Here is a 16,225-nt window from a genome sequence, read left to right as displayed (position 1 = left end):
CCTTTATCTCTTACTGCATCTTTTTATTTTATCACTGATTTGGCATTTTTCAAAAATATTTTACGTTTTAGCCATTGCATTTCCACGTCTTTTAAGAATTCTTTTATCGGCTTTTTTGATGGTTTACTTAAGTAAAATAACCATTCCCGAATTAAATCGCTCGGAATATAGACAGACAGAAGCCATCTCTTAACGTCCTTATCAGGAACCATCTCATACGCCAATAATTGATTCACATCCCAATTAATATATGGCAAAAAGCGTTGGCCTAGCTGAATATAATCATAAATTTGATCGGTATTTTGTAATAAATCAAAGTCGATTAACCATACTTTTTCATCGTTTAAGATAAAGTTATGACTAGCAACATCGCCATGCACCCAATTCCCATCATTTATAGCTTGTTTCTGGTATTGTTGCCATGGATACTTTGAAATTTGAATAATATAATATTCTGTATGTCTTGAAATATCTTTAAAAAGATTGGGATACCCGTATGATGTGAACAATGATTCTGTTTGCTTAAACCGTTGTAATCGATTGTACCAGCGCTCATAAAAAAGTTTCCTTTTAATCGGTTGATTCACATAGATACTAGTTGCTTCTTTATGAAAATCTTGTATTGTTCTTAGAGCCTTTAATCGATCATCTGGATTAGAGTAATATAATTTCCGTCCATTTCGATACGGAGATATTGTCCAATACCCGTTTTCACCTATAAGTATCTCTTTATTATTTGGAAAAGAAAGAAATGGAGTTAGATGCTGACTATTAACTTTTTGAAAAAACTCCCATTGCTGAGTGACCGTCTTCATTTTATGATGTCTTTTTAATATATATTTTTTTCCGTTATGAGTCTCTATAAGAAAGACATCTTGTTTTATATTTGTCATTTTCCCAACTTCTAATTCTCCTTGCCAATACAAAAAAGAAGAGAGACGTTGATAATGTCTCTCTCTTCCCCCTAAATTACTCACTTGATGACTCATCTCCATCAAAATTTCTTAAACCTTGAAATCCCGGTGGAGTTGGAAAAGGTGCGAATGAATTAGGTTGGGTTGGTGGATAAGTTGTTGTAGATTGTGGTGCTTGGGACATTTGTTGACTAGGGTCAAATCCTGTCATTGGAGGTGCCATATATCCCATTTGAGGAGGCATAGGAGTACTTCCCTTGCATCCACAGTCTTTTTCTTGCATTGGCATCTCCATTCCATACATTGGCTGTTGATGTCCCGGAAGTGTTGCTTCATCCACCATCATTGTAAAAGGTACCGGTGGATAACATGGATGCATAACATGACAGCATAGTGGTATTAAGTTTTGTGGCATAGGTTGCGGCATTTGTTGTTGGATTGGTTGTTGCACTGGTTGCTGCTGCACTGGTTGTTGTTGGATTGGTTGATGGTACATTGGTTGTTCTTTACTTTCAGAGCTCTCAGGACTCTCTGGCATATCCGGGAATTGAACGGTCATATTTTGTTCCATGATTGGCATTTGCATGATTGGTTGCATAGGTAATTGCGGCATTTGAGGTAAAGGCATTTCAGGCTTAACCTCTTTCATCGGTTTCATGTCATCTTCCTTAATAGCAGGCATTGGTTTTGGCGAAATATCTTTATATGGCTTCTCCACCACTGGTTTTTGCATTTCCTTTTTCGGCATTTCTTTCTTTACGGTTTTTGCTGAACTAGGTATTTTAATTTTCATACCTGGCATAATCATATCCGGGCTGGCTATTTGTGAATTAAGACTTTTCACCTCGTCAAAATCGACACCATATTGCTTTGAAATCTCCCATAGTGTGTCACCTTTTTGTACTACATGAATTTTCAAGTCTAACCGAACTCCTTTCATTTCTATTACTGGGCTAATACTCTATATCAACATATGCAAATAATTCCTAAAAGTTGAACCAATATCACAAAAAAGAGGTTTCTACAATCTGGGTAAGTAACCAGTTTGTAGAAACCTCTTGATTTTTATAGTATTTTTCGTTATTCCACAAATTCAAACTCAAAGTCCATTAAGCGTATGGTATCTCCATCTTTTGCACCTTTTTCACGAAGTGCATCATCGACACCCATTGTTCGCATTTGTCTCGCAAATCGCTGAATAGCTTCATCTCTATTGAAGTCCGTCATTTTAAATAACTTTTCAATTCTAGGACCTGAAAGAACAAAGGAACCATCATCATCACGCGCAATTTCAAATCCTTTTTCTTCTTTCTCATAGCGATAGACAACTTTTTCTTGTACTTCTTCCAGTTTAGGAGCAATCTTCGGAATCTCATCTAATAAATCTGCAACTGCAAACAGAAGATCACGCAGTCCTTCTTTTGTTATTGCCGAGATAGGAAAAATTTGATATTCTTCGTTTAATTGAGATTTAAACTGCTCCAGATTATCTTCTGCTCCTGGCATATCCATTTTATTAGCTGCAATCACCTGAGGACGTTCCATCAAGTTCTCATCATATTCTTTCAATTCTTGATTGATTTTTATAAAGTCATCATAAGGATCACGGCCTTCTGTACCTGCCATATCAATGACATGAATAATAACCCTTGTCCGTTCAACATGTCTCAAGAATTGGTGGCCTAAACCAACCCCTTCGTGAGCACCTTCAATTAATCCTGGTAGGTCAGCTAACACGAAACTTCGTTGGTCGGTTGTTTCCACTACCCCTAAATTCGGTGCAAGCGTTGTAAAATGGTAATCAGCAATTTTAGGCTTAGCGGCACTTACAACCGATAAAAATGTCGATTTCCCAACACTAGGGAAACCTACTAAGCCTACGTCAGCAATCAGCTTTAATTCCACCTTAATATTGCGCTCTTGACCAGGTTCCCCATTTTCAGCAAAATCTGGTGCAGGGTTTCTAGGTGTAGCAAAACGACTATTTCCTCTACCACCTCTACCACCTTTAGCAATGATTGCTTCCTGATTATGTGTAGTTAAATCTGCAATCACCTGGTCTGTATCTTCATCAATTACAGTTGTACCAGGGGGAACAGGAACGACTAAAGGATCAGAATTTCTACCATGCTGATTTTTACTCATCCCATTTTCACCACGTTTTGCCTTGAAATGACGGTTGTAACGAAAATCCATTAATGTATTTAATCCTTCATCTACTCTAAAGACAACATCTCCACCATTTCCGCCGTCTCCACCAGCTGGTCCACCTTTAGGTACATATTTTTCACGGCGATAGGCTACTAAACCATTTCCACCGTCACCTGCTTTTACATAGACCTTGACCTGATCTACAAACATACTGCTCACCTCATTATTTAAAAAGTAAAAGTAAGATATCTGGTACTTTCACTTCTTATCTGTTCAATTGGAAGTGTTGATTGAAATTCTACAAATAACTTCATTCTCTTCCCATTGTGTATCAATATCTTCTTGCTCACTTAACTTTTCGGTTAGCTTACCCATATGTTGAAAAGAACCAGATATTGAAAATTCTATCCAAACTTCTTTTCCGTCATTCTCGTTGGATAAAACCAATTTTGCTTCGTATAATTGATCACTATCCCCATAAGATTGAACCATTTCTGTAATGTATTGGCATTTTTTTAAAATAAATGCTTCATACAGGGTTAATTTTTGTTTCTCAATACATATATCGTATGTTAAACGGATATTCTTATTTATCGTATTAAATTGAATCAGCCATAAAGCAAGTTCATCTGTTTCTAAGTTCATTAATTTTCGCTCGTTTGCAAAAGATTCTATAACATCTTCCATCTTTTTATGTACTTTATCAGTCTTTCCCATCGATAAATACCCTTGCATCACTTGTAAATGATTCATCATGTCATGACGTTGGTGTCTAAGCAATTGAATAATATCCTTTGTATTCAATTTTCTTCCCCCCTGCCTGTACAAATTATATCAATCCTCATTCATAGTAACAACTTATAGTTAACTCAATAAAAGCGCAAGCGCCTTGGTCACCCCCGACTTTATAGGAAGTTCGACTAAAAACGCCTCAATAAAAGATGCCTTATTACCTATAGGACTTTTGCTAACAAAAAACTCCAACCATAGATTTGGTTGGAGTTTTTATATTTCGTAAGATTATGCTTCTTGAGCAACTGGATAAACACTAACTTTTTTGCGGTCACGACCATAGCGTTCGAATCGAACAACACCGTCGATTTTAGCATAAAGTGTGTCGTCTCCTCCACGGCCAACGTTTTCACCTGGATAAATCTTAGTACCGCGTTGACGATATAAAATAGAACCACCAGATACGAATTGACCATCACCACGTTTCGCACCAAGGCGTTTGGATTCAGAGTCACGACCGTTCTTCGTACTACCTTGCCCTTTTTTCGTAGCAAAGAATTGTAAATCTAAGCGTAGCATATTGCTGCACCTCCTTATTTACGATGGATTTGTATAAACTGACTATAATCCCGTTCAATAGTTTCTAAGGATACAATCATACCTTCGAGCAGGGTTTGTGCCTTCGTCATCATCTCTTTATTCAAAGATTCAGGAAGACGAACATGAAGATATCCACCTTCAGCACCTTGCTCAATATCAAGGTCTGTTTCGCATAATTTGATAACTGCATTGACTGCCCCAAAAGATACAGCAGATACACCTGCACATACTAGATCATAACCATATGGTCCACTATCTGCATGTCCAGACAACTCAAATGCTTGTATTTGATTTTGACTGCGATATACAGTTACATTTATCATACAAAGGACCCTTATTTGTTAATTTTTTCGATAACTAATTTCGTATAAGGCTGTCTATGACCTTGTTTACGATGGTAGTTTTTCTTAGGTTTGAATTTAAATACAGTAACCTTTTTCTGACGACCATGTTTTTCAACTTTAGCTGTAACAGTAGCACCGTCAACATAAGGAGAACCAACTTTTACATCGTCTCCACCTACGAAAAGAACTTTATCAAAAGTAACTGTTTCGTTTGCATCAGCTGCAACTTTTTCAACATAGATTTCTTGGCCTTCTTCTACCTTTACTTGCTTACCACCTGTTTCGATGATTGCGTACATGAACTTGCACCTCCTTGAATTAACCCAGACTCGCCATACAGGTACTTAACTATGTAAGTTTAAAAACCTGTTCTGCGCGGTTGTAGCACGGGTGCTACGATGAATAACGTATTGATATTATCATGTATGCTTATCCTTTGTCAAGTAAACTTAAGGATTATATGCAAGTTCACCAATTGTTTTATTCAATTCTTTCTCATAAAAATAACTTCGTAAACAATCATTCTCATCAATAGATATTCTTTCTCGATCAGGTAGTGTTATGTAAATGGAATGTTTAATATCTCTCCTAAACTGTGTAAAAACGTCCATAAGGCTAGTTTGTGCCGTTACAACGATAGGTCTAACAGCTTTCACTTGATTTTCTCCTTCAAATCGCTGTAATAAAAACCGAAGAAATACATAATATCGTTGTTTCCAACCAACCCTATTTTCCATAAATAAAAAGATAAAAATTAAAAAGATACTTAATGTAAATTTAAAAAATAACAAATGGCCTAACACTAGCAAAATAGAAATCACCATTGATGAAATGATAACAAAATTATAGGCCTTTCGAAATGGAATAAATTTAGAAAGAAATAAAAATAACAATTTTCCTCCATCCAATGGCCAGATTGGTAATAAATTAAACAATAAAATAACCGTATTATAGTAAAATATTAATTCAAGAATCGATGTAGGCAAAATATTTAAGACTGTACTAAAAACTATAAATCCATAAATAAACAAGTGTTGCATCGGACCGGCGATGGTGACTAATACTTCTTGATAAATAGGCTTTCCACCATGTTCATCTGTCTCCATTACCCCCCCAAACACCCATAACATAACACTTCTTATGCGCCAATTAAATAATTTGGCCATTGCGAAATGGCCAAATTCATGGATAAAAACAATGCTTAAAATGATAAATAACTCTACAAATGTACCTGTTAGTATAGATATTAGAATAAATGCTATTAAAATTGGATGGATACGGATTGGAGGAATAAACTTATGGATTGTCATCAACTTCAATCACCTGAATAGGATCGATATATTGATTATCCTTTTCAATAGAAAAGTACACCGTCTCATTTTCAGTGGTTGGACTGAACTCACCAATTATTTGGTTTGCTTGAACCGGCTGATAGAGATGAACATCTATTGAACTTAAATTACCATATGTCGATTCACTACCGTCCGTATGTTGAACAGTAATCGTTCTTTGTGTTTCGTTCGTTTTCCCAGCAAAAATAACGACCCCACCACTTAGTGCCGTTACTGGAGATTTTTCGGTTGGTGCAATCTTAATCCCCGTTCCATTTGCCTGAAACGATTCCGTAACACTACCAATAACAGGTAACACTAATGATTGCATTTCTCCATTAGCCGTATTTGTTGGAGAAAATGCCATAGGACTGCCAAAGGTTTGATTATACCAATGATAGACATTTGCAAATGGAAATTCTTCTGTAAGTGCATTGCTTGTCCATTGTTTAGGCTTTTCCAACATAGCCGAATCCAATTGCCACATAATCCCTATACCAAAAAATAAAATGATGGAGAGCGTTCCTTTTAAAATCATTCCGGAGATAAGTTCACTTTTTTGGTTGCCTTGGCCAATACCATCAAATATATTCGGATAATAGCCATGCTTCTCCTCATCAGTCGGTAGCGGAGAAATGAATTGTTTGGTTGTATAACTTCTATTTTTTGGTGTAATTCCACGCATCTTTTTTCGTTGCATGATTGCTTTACGTACTTTTTTAGCATCCCTATTCATATTTCCTCACATTCCTTCACATAGCATTTGTACAAGTGTATGAAAAGAAATAACAAGATATGATAGAGGAATTAAAAGTTTAGTTGATGTTGGTTACAATTTGAAGAATATGGTGGTCTCTTGATTCTTTTCCTTTTGCTAGGATAGTAAACTTGTAAAGGTCCTATAGTTGAATACGTCAACTTATTCAACTAAACTACACTTTGCAAAAAAAGGTATAAATAATGAGATAATCATAATAAGGACGAGTGTTATTGCTACTAAAACAACTAGCCCCATAAAGATTGATGAAAATGACATAAAGTTAATTATTACCAGACTTAATGGTCCAGTTTGAGCAGCAAGTATTGATACATATAAGGGCGTAGTAATATTGTGATTCGACTTGCATTTATTACATTGTGTCTTCTTACGAGGAAACCATAGTGATGTATAGAGTTCTTTCCACTCAAGTTGGTGGTTACATGATTTACATTTTGGTGTTTTCATATTAACCTCCTATTTCCTCAGAAAATTCCCCGGTTAATTACAATACTTTTCAAACGACATTATGTTCAAGTCTCAGGTTTTGTTAATCTAATAATAACATAAGCTTCCGAATTTTTCGTTAGATTTACGAGTAACGCAGAATGAAAAAAGGTAAAATGATCGCTAACTCATCATTTTACCTTTTCCATATCGTTATCTAGTTTTCCCAAAGAATCGTTTCATTCTTTTAAACATACCTGTTTCATCTTCTAATGATTGCAATGGTACGGTTTCACCTAATATTCTTCTTGCAATATTTCTATAAGCAATTGATGCTTTTGATTTTGGTTGAAATGCGATTGGTTCGCCGTGGTTAGAGGCTTTAATAACATCATCATCATCCATAACGATACCGATAAGATCGATCGATAAAACTTGTACAATTTCATCAATATCAAGCATGTCTCCAGATTTAATCATATGATTTCTAATTCTATTAATCACTAAACTTGGCGACTCAATACTTTCCTCTTTTTCTAGTAAACCGATAATTCGATCCGCATCTCGAACACTAGATTTCTCAGGAGTTGTCACAACAATGGCACGATCTGCCCCTGCCACAGCATTCTGGTAGCCTTGTTCAATACCAGCAGGACAATCGATAATTATGTAATCATATTCCTGTTTTAGCTCTTTAATAATTTCTCGAATTCCCTCAGTCGTTACTGCTGATTTATCGCTCGTTTGAGCTGCTGGAAGTAAAGAAAGATAATCAAAGCGTTTATCTTTAATTAAAGCTTGTTTTAATTTACAACGACCTTCAATTACATCAACAATATCATAAATGATTCGATTTTCTAATCCCATGACAACATCTAAATTTCTTAAACCAATATCTGTATCTATTAAACACACTTTTTTCTCCATTAAAGCTAATGCTGTTCCTAGATTTGCAGTAGTTGTTGTTTTACCAACCCCGCCTTTACCAGACGTAATTACAATTGCCTCACCCATTAATAATTCTCCTTTCAAAACGATTTAAACTTTTTCGTTTTTGTGATAACACCTGTAGCCGATCGATAACAATTTTGTCTTGCTCCTCGTCAATATAACCACATTCCATGTATACCCCATCTGAATCATAATCGGGTGCACGGCTAATATAATCTGCAATTCGTAGTTGACTAGGATTCATATAGGATGCTGCAATCACTGCTTCCGCATCCCCATCTGAACCTGCATGAGCAACTCCTTGCAAGTTCCCCATTATATATATATTTCCAGTTGAAACTACTTTTCCTCCTGGATTTACATCACCAATTAACAATAAATCGCCTGTTTCCTCTAGAACTTGTCCCGAACGAACGATTCGATGAACAATTTTTACTTCACTATCTTTCAACAGATCATATGCTGATTCTTTTAATATGACATCTGATTCAAACGATTGGATAGCAAAGCGTTTTTGATCCATGATTACATGACGAATGCGCTCTTTATGCTTGTCCTCAATATAACGATTTCCAACCTTAATTGTTACTGGAACAACCGGTTCATCTTTATTTGGACGGTTTGTGGAAAGTTTATTTTCTAATTCTTTTAATGCATCCTCAAAAGAACATGAATCATCAATCACTAATGTAAGACCATCCCTCGTCCCTTTAATTGTTACTAACTGTTTTGTGTCTTGCAAAATGTTCACCTCATTAAGATACCTTATCTACTATTTATATATGGCCATATTTAGACTGTCAATCTAAGAGTAGGTAATATGAGCTCTATAACTCGGAAATTTCTTTTAATGCTAGTCTGAGTATTCTTCTTTACTCCATTTTACAAGAAGTTTCACTAAAATTGGGTAAATAATTAATAAAAAGAGTATATTGGCTAATAAAGATGGCAAAAGCCTAACGGTAAAATAATTTTTCCAAGAAATTTCTGCAATTCCTATTACCGTATAAACAAAATGAATAAAGACATCAGAGGCTATTAATCCACCGATAACAACTGCTAGTGTTACGTAAAAATTACTTTGTAACACTTTCATTAAACTATGAATGAGATAGATGACAACAGCATATGTAAACATATAGACGCCTAAAATCTCTGTATAAACAATATCAATTAGAAATCCAAAAACAATGGCATAAACTACTGCTATGTACGTATCTTTTTTATCATAAAAGATTGTTATTAACGCAAGAAATACAAGCACCCAATGTGGAGCCATCATATAGTCACCGACCACCAATATTGGTGGTAGTAGATCGATTGCCACACCTTCCAAGACTAAAAAGAAAAAAAGGATAAGAGGTAGAATTAATTTTTTCACGACTAATCCTCCTCCACTTCTAATACTCGATCAACTACAATTACGTGATTGATTTCATATAGATCGGCTGCTGGATCGATGAGTGCGGTTCGTGTTAAACCATATTGATCCGGAATCACTTCTTTAACCGTTCCGATTGGTAAACCAGCAGGGAATACACCACCCATACCAGAAGATACAACCAATTCCCCTTCTTCTAAATCCTGATCCGATTCCTCAATAATTTTGAATAGTAAGGAATGTGTTTCTTTATCGTATTCTTCTATTAGGCCAAAGATATCGTTGCCTTCTTCTTTGTCACGAGAGATGGTTGCAGAAATACGGTTAAACTGGTCAAATCCTGTTAATAGTTGAACCGTTGAATTAAACTGACTAGCACTCTGGATTTTCCCTACCATTCCATCTGCTGTGATAACCGCCATATTTACTTCTACACCATGCTGTAAACCTTTATTTATCGTTACTTGCTGAACCCAACGTTCAGGAGATCTTGCCGTAACAGTAGCGTGAATAGGATTATAATCACGAATTGTATCGTCCTTATCAACGATTTTACGAAGTTCTTCATTCTCTTTTTTTATCTCCTGTACTTCATAAATAAGTCCTTTGTATTCAGCTAGTTTTTCTTTTAAAATTCGATTTTCCTCATACGTAAGCTTCCAATCATCAATATTTGAGATAATCGTCGTTACATAATTAACTGGAGTATGAATTGCACTTTGTGCCCATCCAACTGTATCTTTAATAAACTGTTCTACCGTCGTTAATTCATCTCGTTCCCTTAATGAATAACCTATTAAAACCACTAGAACAATAATTCCTATTAGTATTGTAAATAATCTCTTCTTACGAAAAAACGACATGTAAAACACCTACTTATTCAATCGTCGGTCTTGTGGAAACATTTGGATTTGCTTTAAATTGTTGAATATAGTCTAATGATTTCCCTGTTCCTATTGCAACACTATCTAATGGATTCTCCGTTACAAAGACCGGCATCTTTGTTTCGTCACTGATTACAGAATCAAGATTTTTTAACAATGCCCCTCCACCAGATAACACAATACCACGATCCATAATGTCTGCCGATAGTTCTGGTGGTGTTTTTTCAAGGGTTTGTTTTACAGCATCAACAATAGAGTCTACAGTATCCTGCAATGCATCCGTAATTTCATCAGATGTAATCGTGATCGTTTTAGGCAACCCTGTTAATAAATCACGGCCTCTTATTTCCATTTCTTCATTTGTACCGTCTTTTACGGCTGACCCTATATCTATTTTAATGGATTCAGCAGACCTTTCACCAATCATTAAATTATAAGTTTTTCTAATGTACTGAATAATAGAATCATCCATATTATCCCCAGCTGTACGTACGGATCGGCTAGTGACGATTCCACCTAAAGAGATTACAGCGACTTCTGTCGTACCACCACCGATATCAACAATCATACTTCCAGTTGGTTCCCAAACAGGTAGTCCTGCTCCAATAGCTGCTGCAAATGGTTCGGCAATTGGAAAGGCATCTTTTGCACCAGCTTGTTTCGATGCATCAATAACCGCTCTTTCCTCAACCATTGTAATTCCAGAAGGTACGCACACCATAACATTAGGTTTTTTAGCAAATACAGAACGACTTCTCATTGCTTTTTTTATATAGTATTTCATCATTACTGCTGTTGTATCATAATCGGCAATCACGCCATCTTTCATCGGGCGAATGACAGATATGTTACCAGGTGTTCTACCGATCATGTTTTTTGCAGAACTACCTACTGCTTCAACTTCACCTGTTTCAATATTTTTAGCAACTACTGAAGGTTCTCTTACTATAATACCCTTCCCCTTAATAAACACCAAAGTATTTGCTGTCCCCAAATCAATTCCCAAATCTTGCGAAAATCCTAATCTACCCAATAAAATCTCCCTTTCCTGTTGCATTTCTATAATCTATATGTAACTTCACCTTTTAAAATTATCCTTCCCCTTAGGCAAAACTTAATTACTATAATTAACTCTATGTACAAGTACATAATATCTTGCATAATTTTAAGAAGCGCCACTTTCATAACAAAGAAAAATGGCGCTAAATACATTTCTCTATTCAATTATACGAAAAAACGTTAAAAATAGATAGTACTATAGGTATCCTTTTTCTTTCAAAGAAACAAATTTTCTATCTCCTATTACTAAATGATCAAGCACTTCAATTCCAATCATTTTCCCTGATTCTACAAGACGCCTCGTAACATGAATATCTTCTTGTGATGGTGAGGGATCGTAGGGTAGAAGCCATACGCCTTGCTTTGTTTCCAAAGCAGTTTTCACAACTTCCCCCTCAGAACCGTACATACACCTTTCAGCGTATACGGCTCGCCAGTTGACTAATCGGAATTTGCTTTTCATGATGGTCATGATGGCACTTATAGCATAGGACAATGGTTTTTCTATTTCGTTCTATCATTTTCTTGTCCAAATATGTTAAGTGTTTCTTCTTCTTTAAGTCCTTTAACTTACGGACATGATGAACTTCCATCTGACCTTCTGTTGCACCACACGCTTCGCATTTGTTTGCTAGTAAACGCTGTTCAAATTCAGACCTTCCCGAATATTTCATTGTATTGACCAATACATCTGTACCAGGAGAATCTGCTTTGATTGCACCTTTATGCTTCGGCAGGTCTTTCAATTTTACGAATTGATAAAGTTTTTCATTGCCGTGTTTATTTTTCCTAACAAGGGATAAAACACCTTGTTTATGAGTTCGCATACTGGAAGCAACCTTCATAGAGGTACTTCTTCTTTTATTAGCGATTGTTTTTATGAAACTACTTTCAGCTAAGTAAAATAGTTTATCTAAATGATGATAGTTATTAGCTAACTTGTAGTAGTTTGCGATTCCCCGCAATTCAGCGTTATAGGTGTGAAGAATTTCCATTTCCGAATTGTTTATTAGTTTTGCTCTGTGTATAATTTTAAAGTTGTCCAAATTACCATATCCGTTTTTAATTGCAAATTCTTTGATTTTCTTTTCAGGAATTTCTAACTTTATCGCACCTGATAAGGTTCTCTTTTTTAATGGATGTTTGTGGTTTTTATATGTGACCCTTTTTACCTTAACCTCATTCCATCTGTGGAATTGGTATCCAAGAAAGGGAATTGGATTTTTTAAGTGAGTGATGAGCGTTTTTTCTTCACTAAGGTCAAGATGGAGTTCCTTTTCGAGAAACGTTTTAATCATTTCCTTTACATATAATGCACTTTGTTTGGAACCTGCAATCCCTATCACAAAATCATCAGCATATCGAACATATTTCATTCTTTGATAATTTTTATCCATTGGATCGATAGAGGGAAATTTTATCTGTGTTGCTTTTAGTTCCTGAATATTGCGGATTAGTTCCTCTCTACCCTGCCAATTAGTATGTTCGTTTCTTTCATCAAGTCTTTTAACTTTTCGTGATAAAGTGTTGATTTTTGAGCGAAGTTTACGATATTCATTATTTCTGGCTCTAGTTATGCCTTTATCAAATTCCTTCATTTGTTTCTCCATAAAAAGGTCAAACTCATGAAGATAGATATTGGCAAGAATTGGAGAAATAATTCCTCCTTGTGGCGTACCACTGTATGTTCTACGGTATCTCCAATTCTCCATTACTCCACTGGCAAGTGCATTATGAATCAAAAGCAGGAAACGATGGTCATTAATTTTCTTATAGATAAGTCTTAATAGCACAGTATGGTCAATATGCTCAAAGAAGCCTTGTATATCTCCTTCAATGCACCATGTTAGTCCTTTCCATGTGTTTTTGATTTGGGAAAGTGCTGTATGACAGCTTCTACCTTCTCTAAACCCATGTGAATTCTCAGAAAAAATTGGTTCATAAACGTTTTCCAATATCATTCTCATAACTTCCTGTGCTAACTTATCTTTGAAATTAGGAACTCCTAAAGGTCTCTTTTTTCCATTTGATTTGGGAATGTAAACCCTTCTTACAGGTGAGAAACGGAATCTTCCAGCTTTTAACTGCTCTATGATTTCATCTATTTTTTGTAAATTGAAACCATCTATTGTTTCATTAGATGTTCCTTTGGTTAGATTTCCTGCATTGGGATATAGTTTTGCGTATGCTTTAATCCACAGTTCTTTCTTATACATGAGGCGATAACAATCCGTAATAATTTTTCCATTTTGAGAAGCATTCCTAATAACATCTAACTGTCGAAATGGATTAGTTGCCATATTCATGACTCCTTTCTAGTTAATGTTAATCAACCTGTCTCCCTTCCCCATGCTAAGCTCATTACAAGCAAACGTTGGGTACTATGGAGACTCCGTTACCATATGCAATTTTCATAGACCGTTGTCTAATAGCCATTCGGCACTTGCACTTAGGTAATCCCTGCATAATGACATAATTTTAGATACGTGATGGTTAGGTATCCCTTTCGACGGTTTCCCCATACAGAGGATTGAAGGACAAACCTTACTATGGACAGGGCTCTGGCGATACCCAGTAGACACTCTGGAGATATGTCTCCCATTTTGTCCTCATTGCCTGTTAGCTATCGTAGACAACGGCGCACCCATCGCTCATTCGTCTAGGATTCAAGCAGTATAGCTTTTACCATACATCACTTGGTCTGAAGAACTGACTCAGGTTTAGATAGCTTCCCTGTCTTTTCTCCTTTTCACATCATGCTCTGTTCCCCATATTGGATTTCTCCTCAAGGTAAGATGCTAACCATAGAACATTGTAAGGAGTTCTAGATTTCCTAAGAAACCGCTAAAATTACGCACCTTGCAGGCGCACGCCGGATGGATGGTTATGGGCCACGATTATTGAGGCGGCAGATCGTTTTACTGCTTCGCGGAAAATCTCGCGTGGATGTACGATTGAGGCATTAAGACTACCAATGAAAATGGTTTGCCTATGAATGATTTGGTTCTTTGTATTCAGAAATATAACGACGAAATGCTCCTGTGTTAAGCTTCTCATTTCCTCCATAACATAATCTGCACCATCTTCTGGTGAACGAATAACATATCGCTCATTTGGTTTATATTGATTCAATCTCTTCCCTAGTTCTAATGCAGATAATAGGAGTACCCCTTTTGCACTTCCTATTCCTTTTATTGCAGTTAACTCCTCAATTGTCGCATCCTTCATTAGCTTTAAACCCTCAAAATGCATGAGAATACGATTAGCTAGTGTCATGACAGATTCATCTCTTGTACCACTTCCTATAAGAATTGCAAGTAACTCTTGATTCGATAAATGAGATGAACCATATTTTAATAATCTTTCTCTTGGACGGTCCTCCTTTGGTACATCTTTAATTTTTACTGCTTCCATTTGCATTCCTCCTTATTAAGATTAATTGGAGCATACCTAATTTTATTTTTTTATTCAAATTACTAAAATTGTATTTCTAGTATCGTTTTCCTATTAAAAATACAATTTTCCTATAGAGAAAATTGCATTTTAAAACCATATTGAATAGGCAAAAAGAAAAAACAGGTATTTGACGTTTACCTGTTTTCCTTTTAATCTTATTGAAAGACCTCTTCATAAGCCTTCCATATTTCAATTAAATAGAATCCTATTTCATTGGAATTAGCTTGAACTAAATCTTCTTGGTAAGTCGTTGTTCTTTCAACAAATTCACTGATTAGTGATGAATCGCTCGGATATTCATCATATAGTTTTTCTAACGTATCGATAGAAATGATGCCCTTATCACCTGTTGCGTTTACAATCTTATGCCATTGTTCTTGGAATGACTCTAACCATAATAATTCTTCTTCCTCTAAACTAATTTCAGCATTTTGAGTAGTCCATTCTTTAACAAATACTTCCATTTCATCGTTATTTATATTGTCAGCGATCGATTTCCCATTTTCTTTCGTATGAGCAATTCCATTAATCAAGAAATATTGTCCATCTCGTTCCCAAATGACTGCGGGCATCCCCTCATCAATAAAAAGGCTAGCATAATCATTCGCATTCGCTAGGTCTGAAAAAACTCCACCCTGTAGAATGAATGCGCTCAATGCTGGGATAGTTGCTAAACTACCAGGATCAGGTACAGAGTCATTTTCTTGACTATCTTCATCATCATTCTCATCGTTATTTCCAACACTAGGAGTTGTAACTGGATTTACTCCTGATGGGTTGCTTAAATCTTTTTCTAAATTGACATATAAACCTAATAATAAAAACCCTAAAACCGTCCCAATAACTACAGCAGATGCTACGGAAAATACGATAGGTTTCAGATTTCTTTTTTTTGTAAAATTATTACTACCACCCTCGTACTTCCTTATAAATGGTTGAATATCATCATCTTCTGTAGTTGCAGCTTGTTCATTACTAGAATGAAAGTTAGACGAAAGAGTAGTTTCTTTTTGTTTCTTTTCTATCTTTTTCTTCGGATGATCACCAAATTTAACTACTATAGGCTTTTTATTGGTCATATTTGAAGTCTCCTTATAGCTAGAATCTTCTTAATCAAATCTATTTAAAAAGTCTGTTTACTCACTCTAGCATAAGACACTTAAAAAGTAAGGAGAATTATGTCAAACTAGTTAGTTTTTATTTCTACATAATTTGAGG

At 35.7% G+C, this 16,225-nt stretch carries 18 protein-coding genes, 1 pseudogene and 1 other annotated feature; all 19 genes and pseudogenes read right to left on the bottom strand.

Annotation, left to right across the window (positions count from 1 at the left end):
* Positions 1–23: 23 nt before the first annotated feature.
* The 19 genes and pseudogenes from BUB12_RS02685 to BUB12_RS02595 all read right to left on the bottom strand — a co-directional run bounded on the left by BUB12_RS02685 (position 24) and on the right by BUB12_RS02595 (position 16,086).
* Positions 24–989, bottom strand: a complete 966-nt coding sequence (locus BUB12_RS02685) for a phosphotransferase (RefSeq protein WP_234982545.1) — start codon at positions 987–989, stop codon at positions 24–26.
* Positions 970–1,833 carry a SafA/ExsA family spore coat assembly protein gene (gene safA / locus BUB12_RS02680; protein ID WP_072887746.1) on the bottom strand — a complete coding sequence of 288 codons (864 nt, stop codon included), beginning with the start codon at positions 1,831–1,833 and terminating at the stop codon, positions 970–972. Before safA ends, BUB12_RS02685 begins: the two co-directional genes overlap by 20 nt.
* A 161-nt stretch (positions 1,834–1,994) precedes the next feature.
* The gene (gene obgE, locus BUB12_RS02675; protein WP_072887744.1) at positions 1,995–3,275 is read right to left on the bottom strand and encodes a GTPase ObgE; all 1,281 of its coding nucleotides are present in this window, start codon (positions 3,273–3,275) and stop codon (positions 1,995–1,997) included.
* Between the two features lie 63 nt (positions 3,276–3,338).
* Positions 3,339–3,869 (bottom strand): Spo0B domain-containing protein, encoded by a 531-nt coding sequence (locus tag BUB12_RS02670; protein ID WP_072887742.1) that lies wholly within the window; start codon positions 3,867–3,869, stop codon positions 3,339–3,341.
* 216 nt (positions 3,870–4,085) lie between these two features.
* Positions 4,086–4,376, bottom strand: a complete 291-nt coding sequence (gene rpmA, locus BUB12_RS02665) for a 50S ribosomal protein L27 (RefSeq protein WP_072887740.1) — start codon at positions 4,374–4,376, stop codon at positions 4,086–4,088.
* Between the two features lie 14 nt (positions 4,377–4,390).
* Entirely contained in the window at positions 4,391–4,720 is a 330-nt protein-coding gene (locus BUB12_RS02660; RefSeq protein WP_072887738.1) for a ribosomal-processing cysteine protease Prp, read from the bottom strand.
* A gap of 11 nt (positions 4,721–4,731) precedes the next feature.
* The gene (gene rplU / locus BUB12_RS02655) at positions 4,732–5,040 is read right to left on the bottom strand and encodes a 50S ribosomal protein L21 (RefSeq protein WP_072887736.1); all 309 of its coding nucleotides are present in this window, start codon (positions 5,038–5,040) and stop codon (positions 4,732–4,734) included.
* A 16-nt stretch (positions 5,041–5,056) separates the two neighbouring features.
* Positions 5,057–5,132 (bottom strand) — a sequence feature (ribosomal protein L21 leader region).
* A gap of 58 nt (positions 5,133–5,190) precedes the next feature.
* A complete protein-coding gene (locus BUB12_RS02650) occupies positions 5,191–6,051 on the bottom strand; it encodes a M50 family metallopeptidase (RefSeq protein WP_072887735.1) in 861 nt (286 codons plus the stop codon).
* Positions 6,038–6,808, bottom strand: a complete 771-nt coding sequence (locus BUB12_RS02645; RefSeq protein ID WP_072887733.1) for a M23 family metallopeptidase — start codon at positions 6,806–6,808, stop codon at positions 6,038–6,040. The genes BUB12_RS02650 and BUB12_RS02645 overlap by 14 nt, the downstream gene beginning before the upstream one ends.
* Before the next feature lie 183 nt (positions 6,809–6,991).
* On the bottom strand, positions 6,992–7,297 hold the full coding sequence (locus BUB12_RS18250) for a TIGR04104 family putative zinc finger protein (RefSeq protein WP_072887731.1): 306 nt from the start codon (positions 7,295–7,297) through the stop codon (positions 6,992–6,994).
* A 192-nt stretch (positions 7,298–7,489) separates the two neighbouring features.
* Positions 7,490–8,290, bottom strand: a complete 801-nt coding sequence (gene minD, locus BUB12_RS02635) for a septum site-determining protein MinD (protein ID WP_072887729.1) — start codon at positions 8,288–8,290, stop codon at positions 7,490–7,492.
* Complete coding sequence (gene minC, locus BUB12_RS02630) at positions 8,283–8,969, bottom strand: septum site-determining protein MinC (RefSeq protein WP_072887728.1); 687 nt, start codon at positions 8,967–8,969, stop codon at positions 8,283–8,285. Before minC ends, minD begins: the two co-directional genes overlap by 8 nt.
* A gap of 111 nt (positions 8,970–9,080) precedes the next feature.
* Positions 9,081–9,608 (bottom strand): rod shape-determining protein MreD, encoded by a 528-nt coding sequence (mreD, locus tag BUB12_RS02625; protein ID WP_072887726.1) that lies wholly within the window; start codon positions 9,606–9,608, stop codon positions 9,081–9,083.
* 2 nt (positions 9,609–9,610) lie between these two features.
* On the bottom strand, positions 9,611–10,471 hold the full coding sequence (mreC, locus tag BUB12_RS02620) for a rod shape-determining protein MreC (RefSeq protein WP_072887724.1): 861 nt from the start codon (positions 10,469–10,471) through the stop codon (positions 9,611–9,613).
* Positions 10,472–10,484: 13 nt separating this feature from the next.
* The gene (locus tag BUB12_RS02615) at positions 10,485–11,549 is read right to left on the bottom strand and encodes a rod shape-determining protein (RefSeq protein WP_084063202.1); all 1,065 of its coding nucleotides are present in this window, start codon (positions 11,547–11,549) and stop codon (positions 10,485–10,487) included.
* 198 nt (positions 11,550–11,747) lie between these two features.
* Positions 11,748–11,888, bottom strand: a pseudogene (locus BUB12_RS02610) (JAB domain-containing protein); the annotation flags it as partial.
* 79 nt (positions 11,889–11,967) lie between these two features.
* A complete protein-coding gene (locus BUB12_RS02605; protein ID WP_072887721.1) occupies positions 11,968–13,851 on the bottom strand; it encodes a reverse transcriptase/maturase family protein in 1,884 nt (627 codons plus the stop codon).
* A gap of 550 nt (positions 13,852–14,401) precedes the next feature.
* A complete protein-coding gene (gene radC, locus BUB12_RS02600; protein ID WP_072887719.1) occupies positions 14,402–14,971 on the bottom strand; it encodes a RadC family protein in 570 nt (189 codons plus the stop codon).
* Positions 14,972–15,162: 191 nt separating this feature from the next.
* Positions 15,163–16,086 (bottom strand): hypothetical protein, encoded by a 924-nt coding sequence (locus tag BUB12_RS02595; protein WP_072887717.1) that lies wholly within the window; start codon positions 16,084–16,086, stop codon positions 15,163–15,165.
* Positions 16,087–16,225: the final 139 nt, after the last annotated feature.

It is taken from the genome of Ornithinibacillus halophilus (assembly GCF_900129485.1).
In the GTDB taxonomy this organism is placed as follows: Bacteria; Bacillota; Bacilli; order Bacillales; family Amphibacillaceae; genus Ornithinibacillus; species Ornithinibacillus halophilus.
Note: the sequence above shows the minus strand (reverse complement) of the source record. Positions and strands in the feature narration are given on the sequence as shown.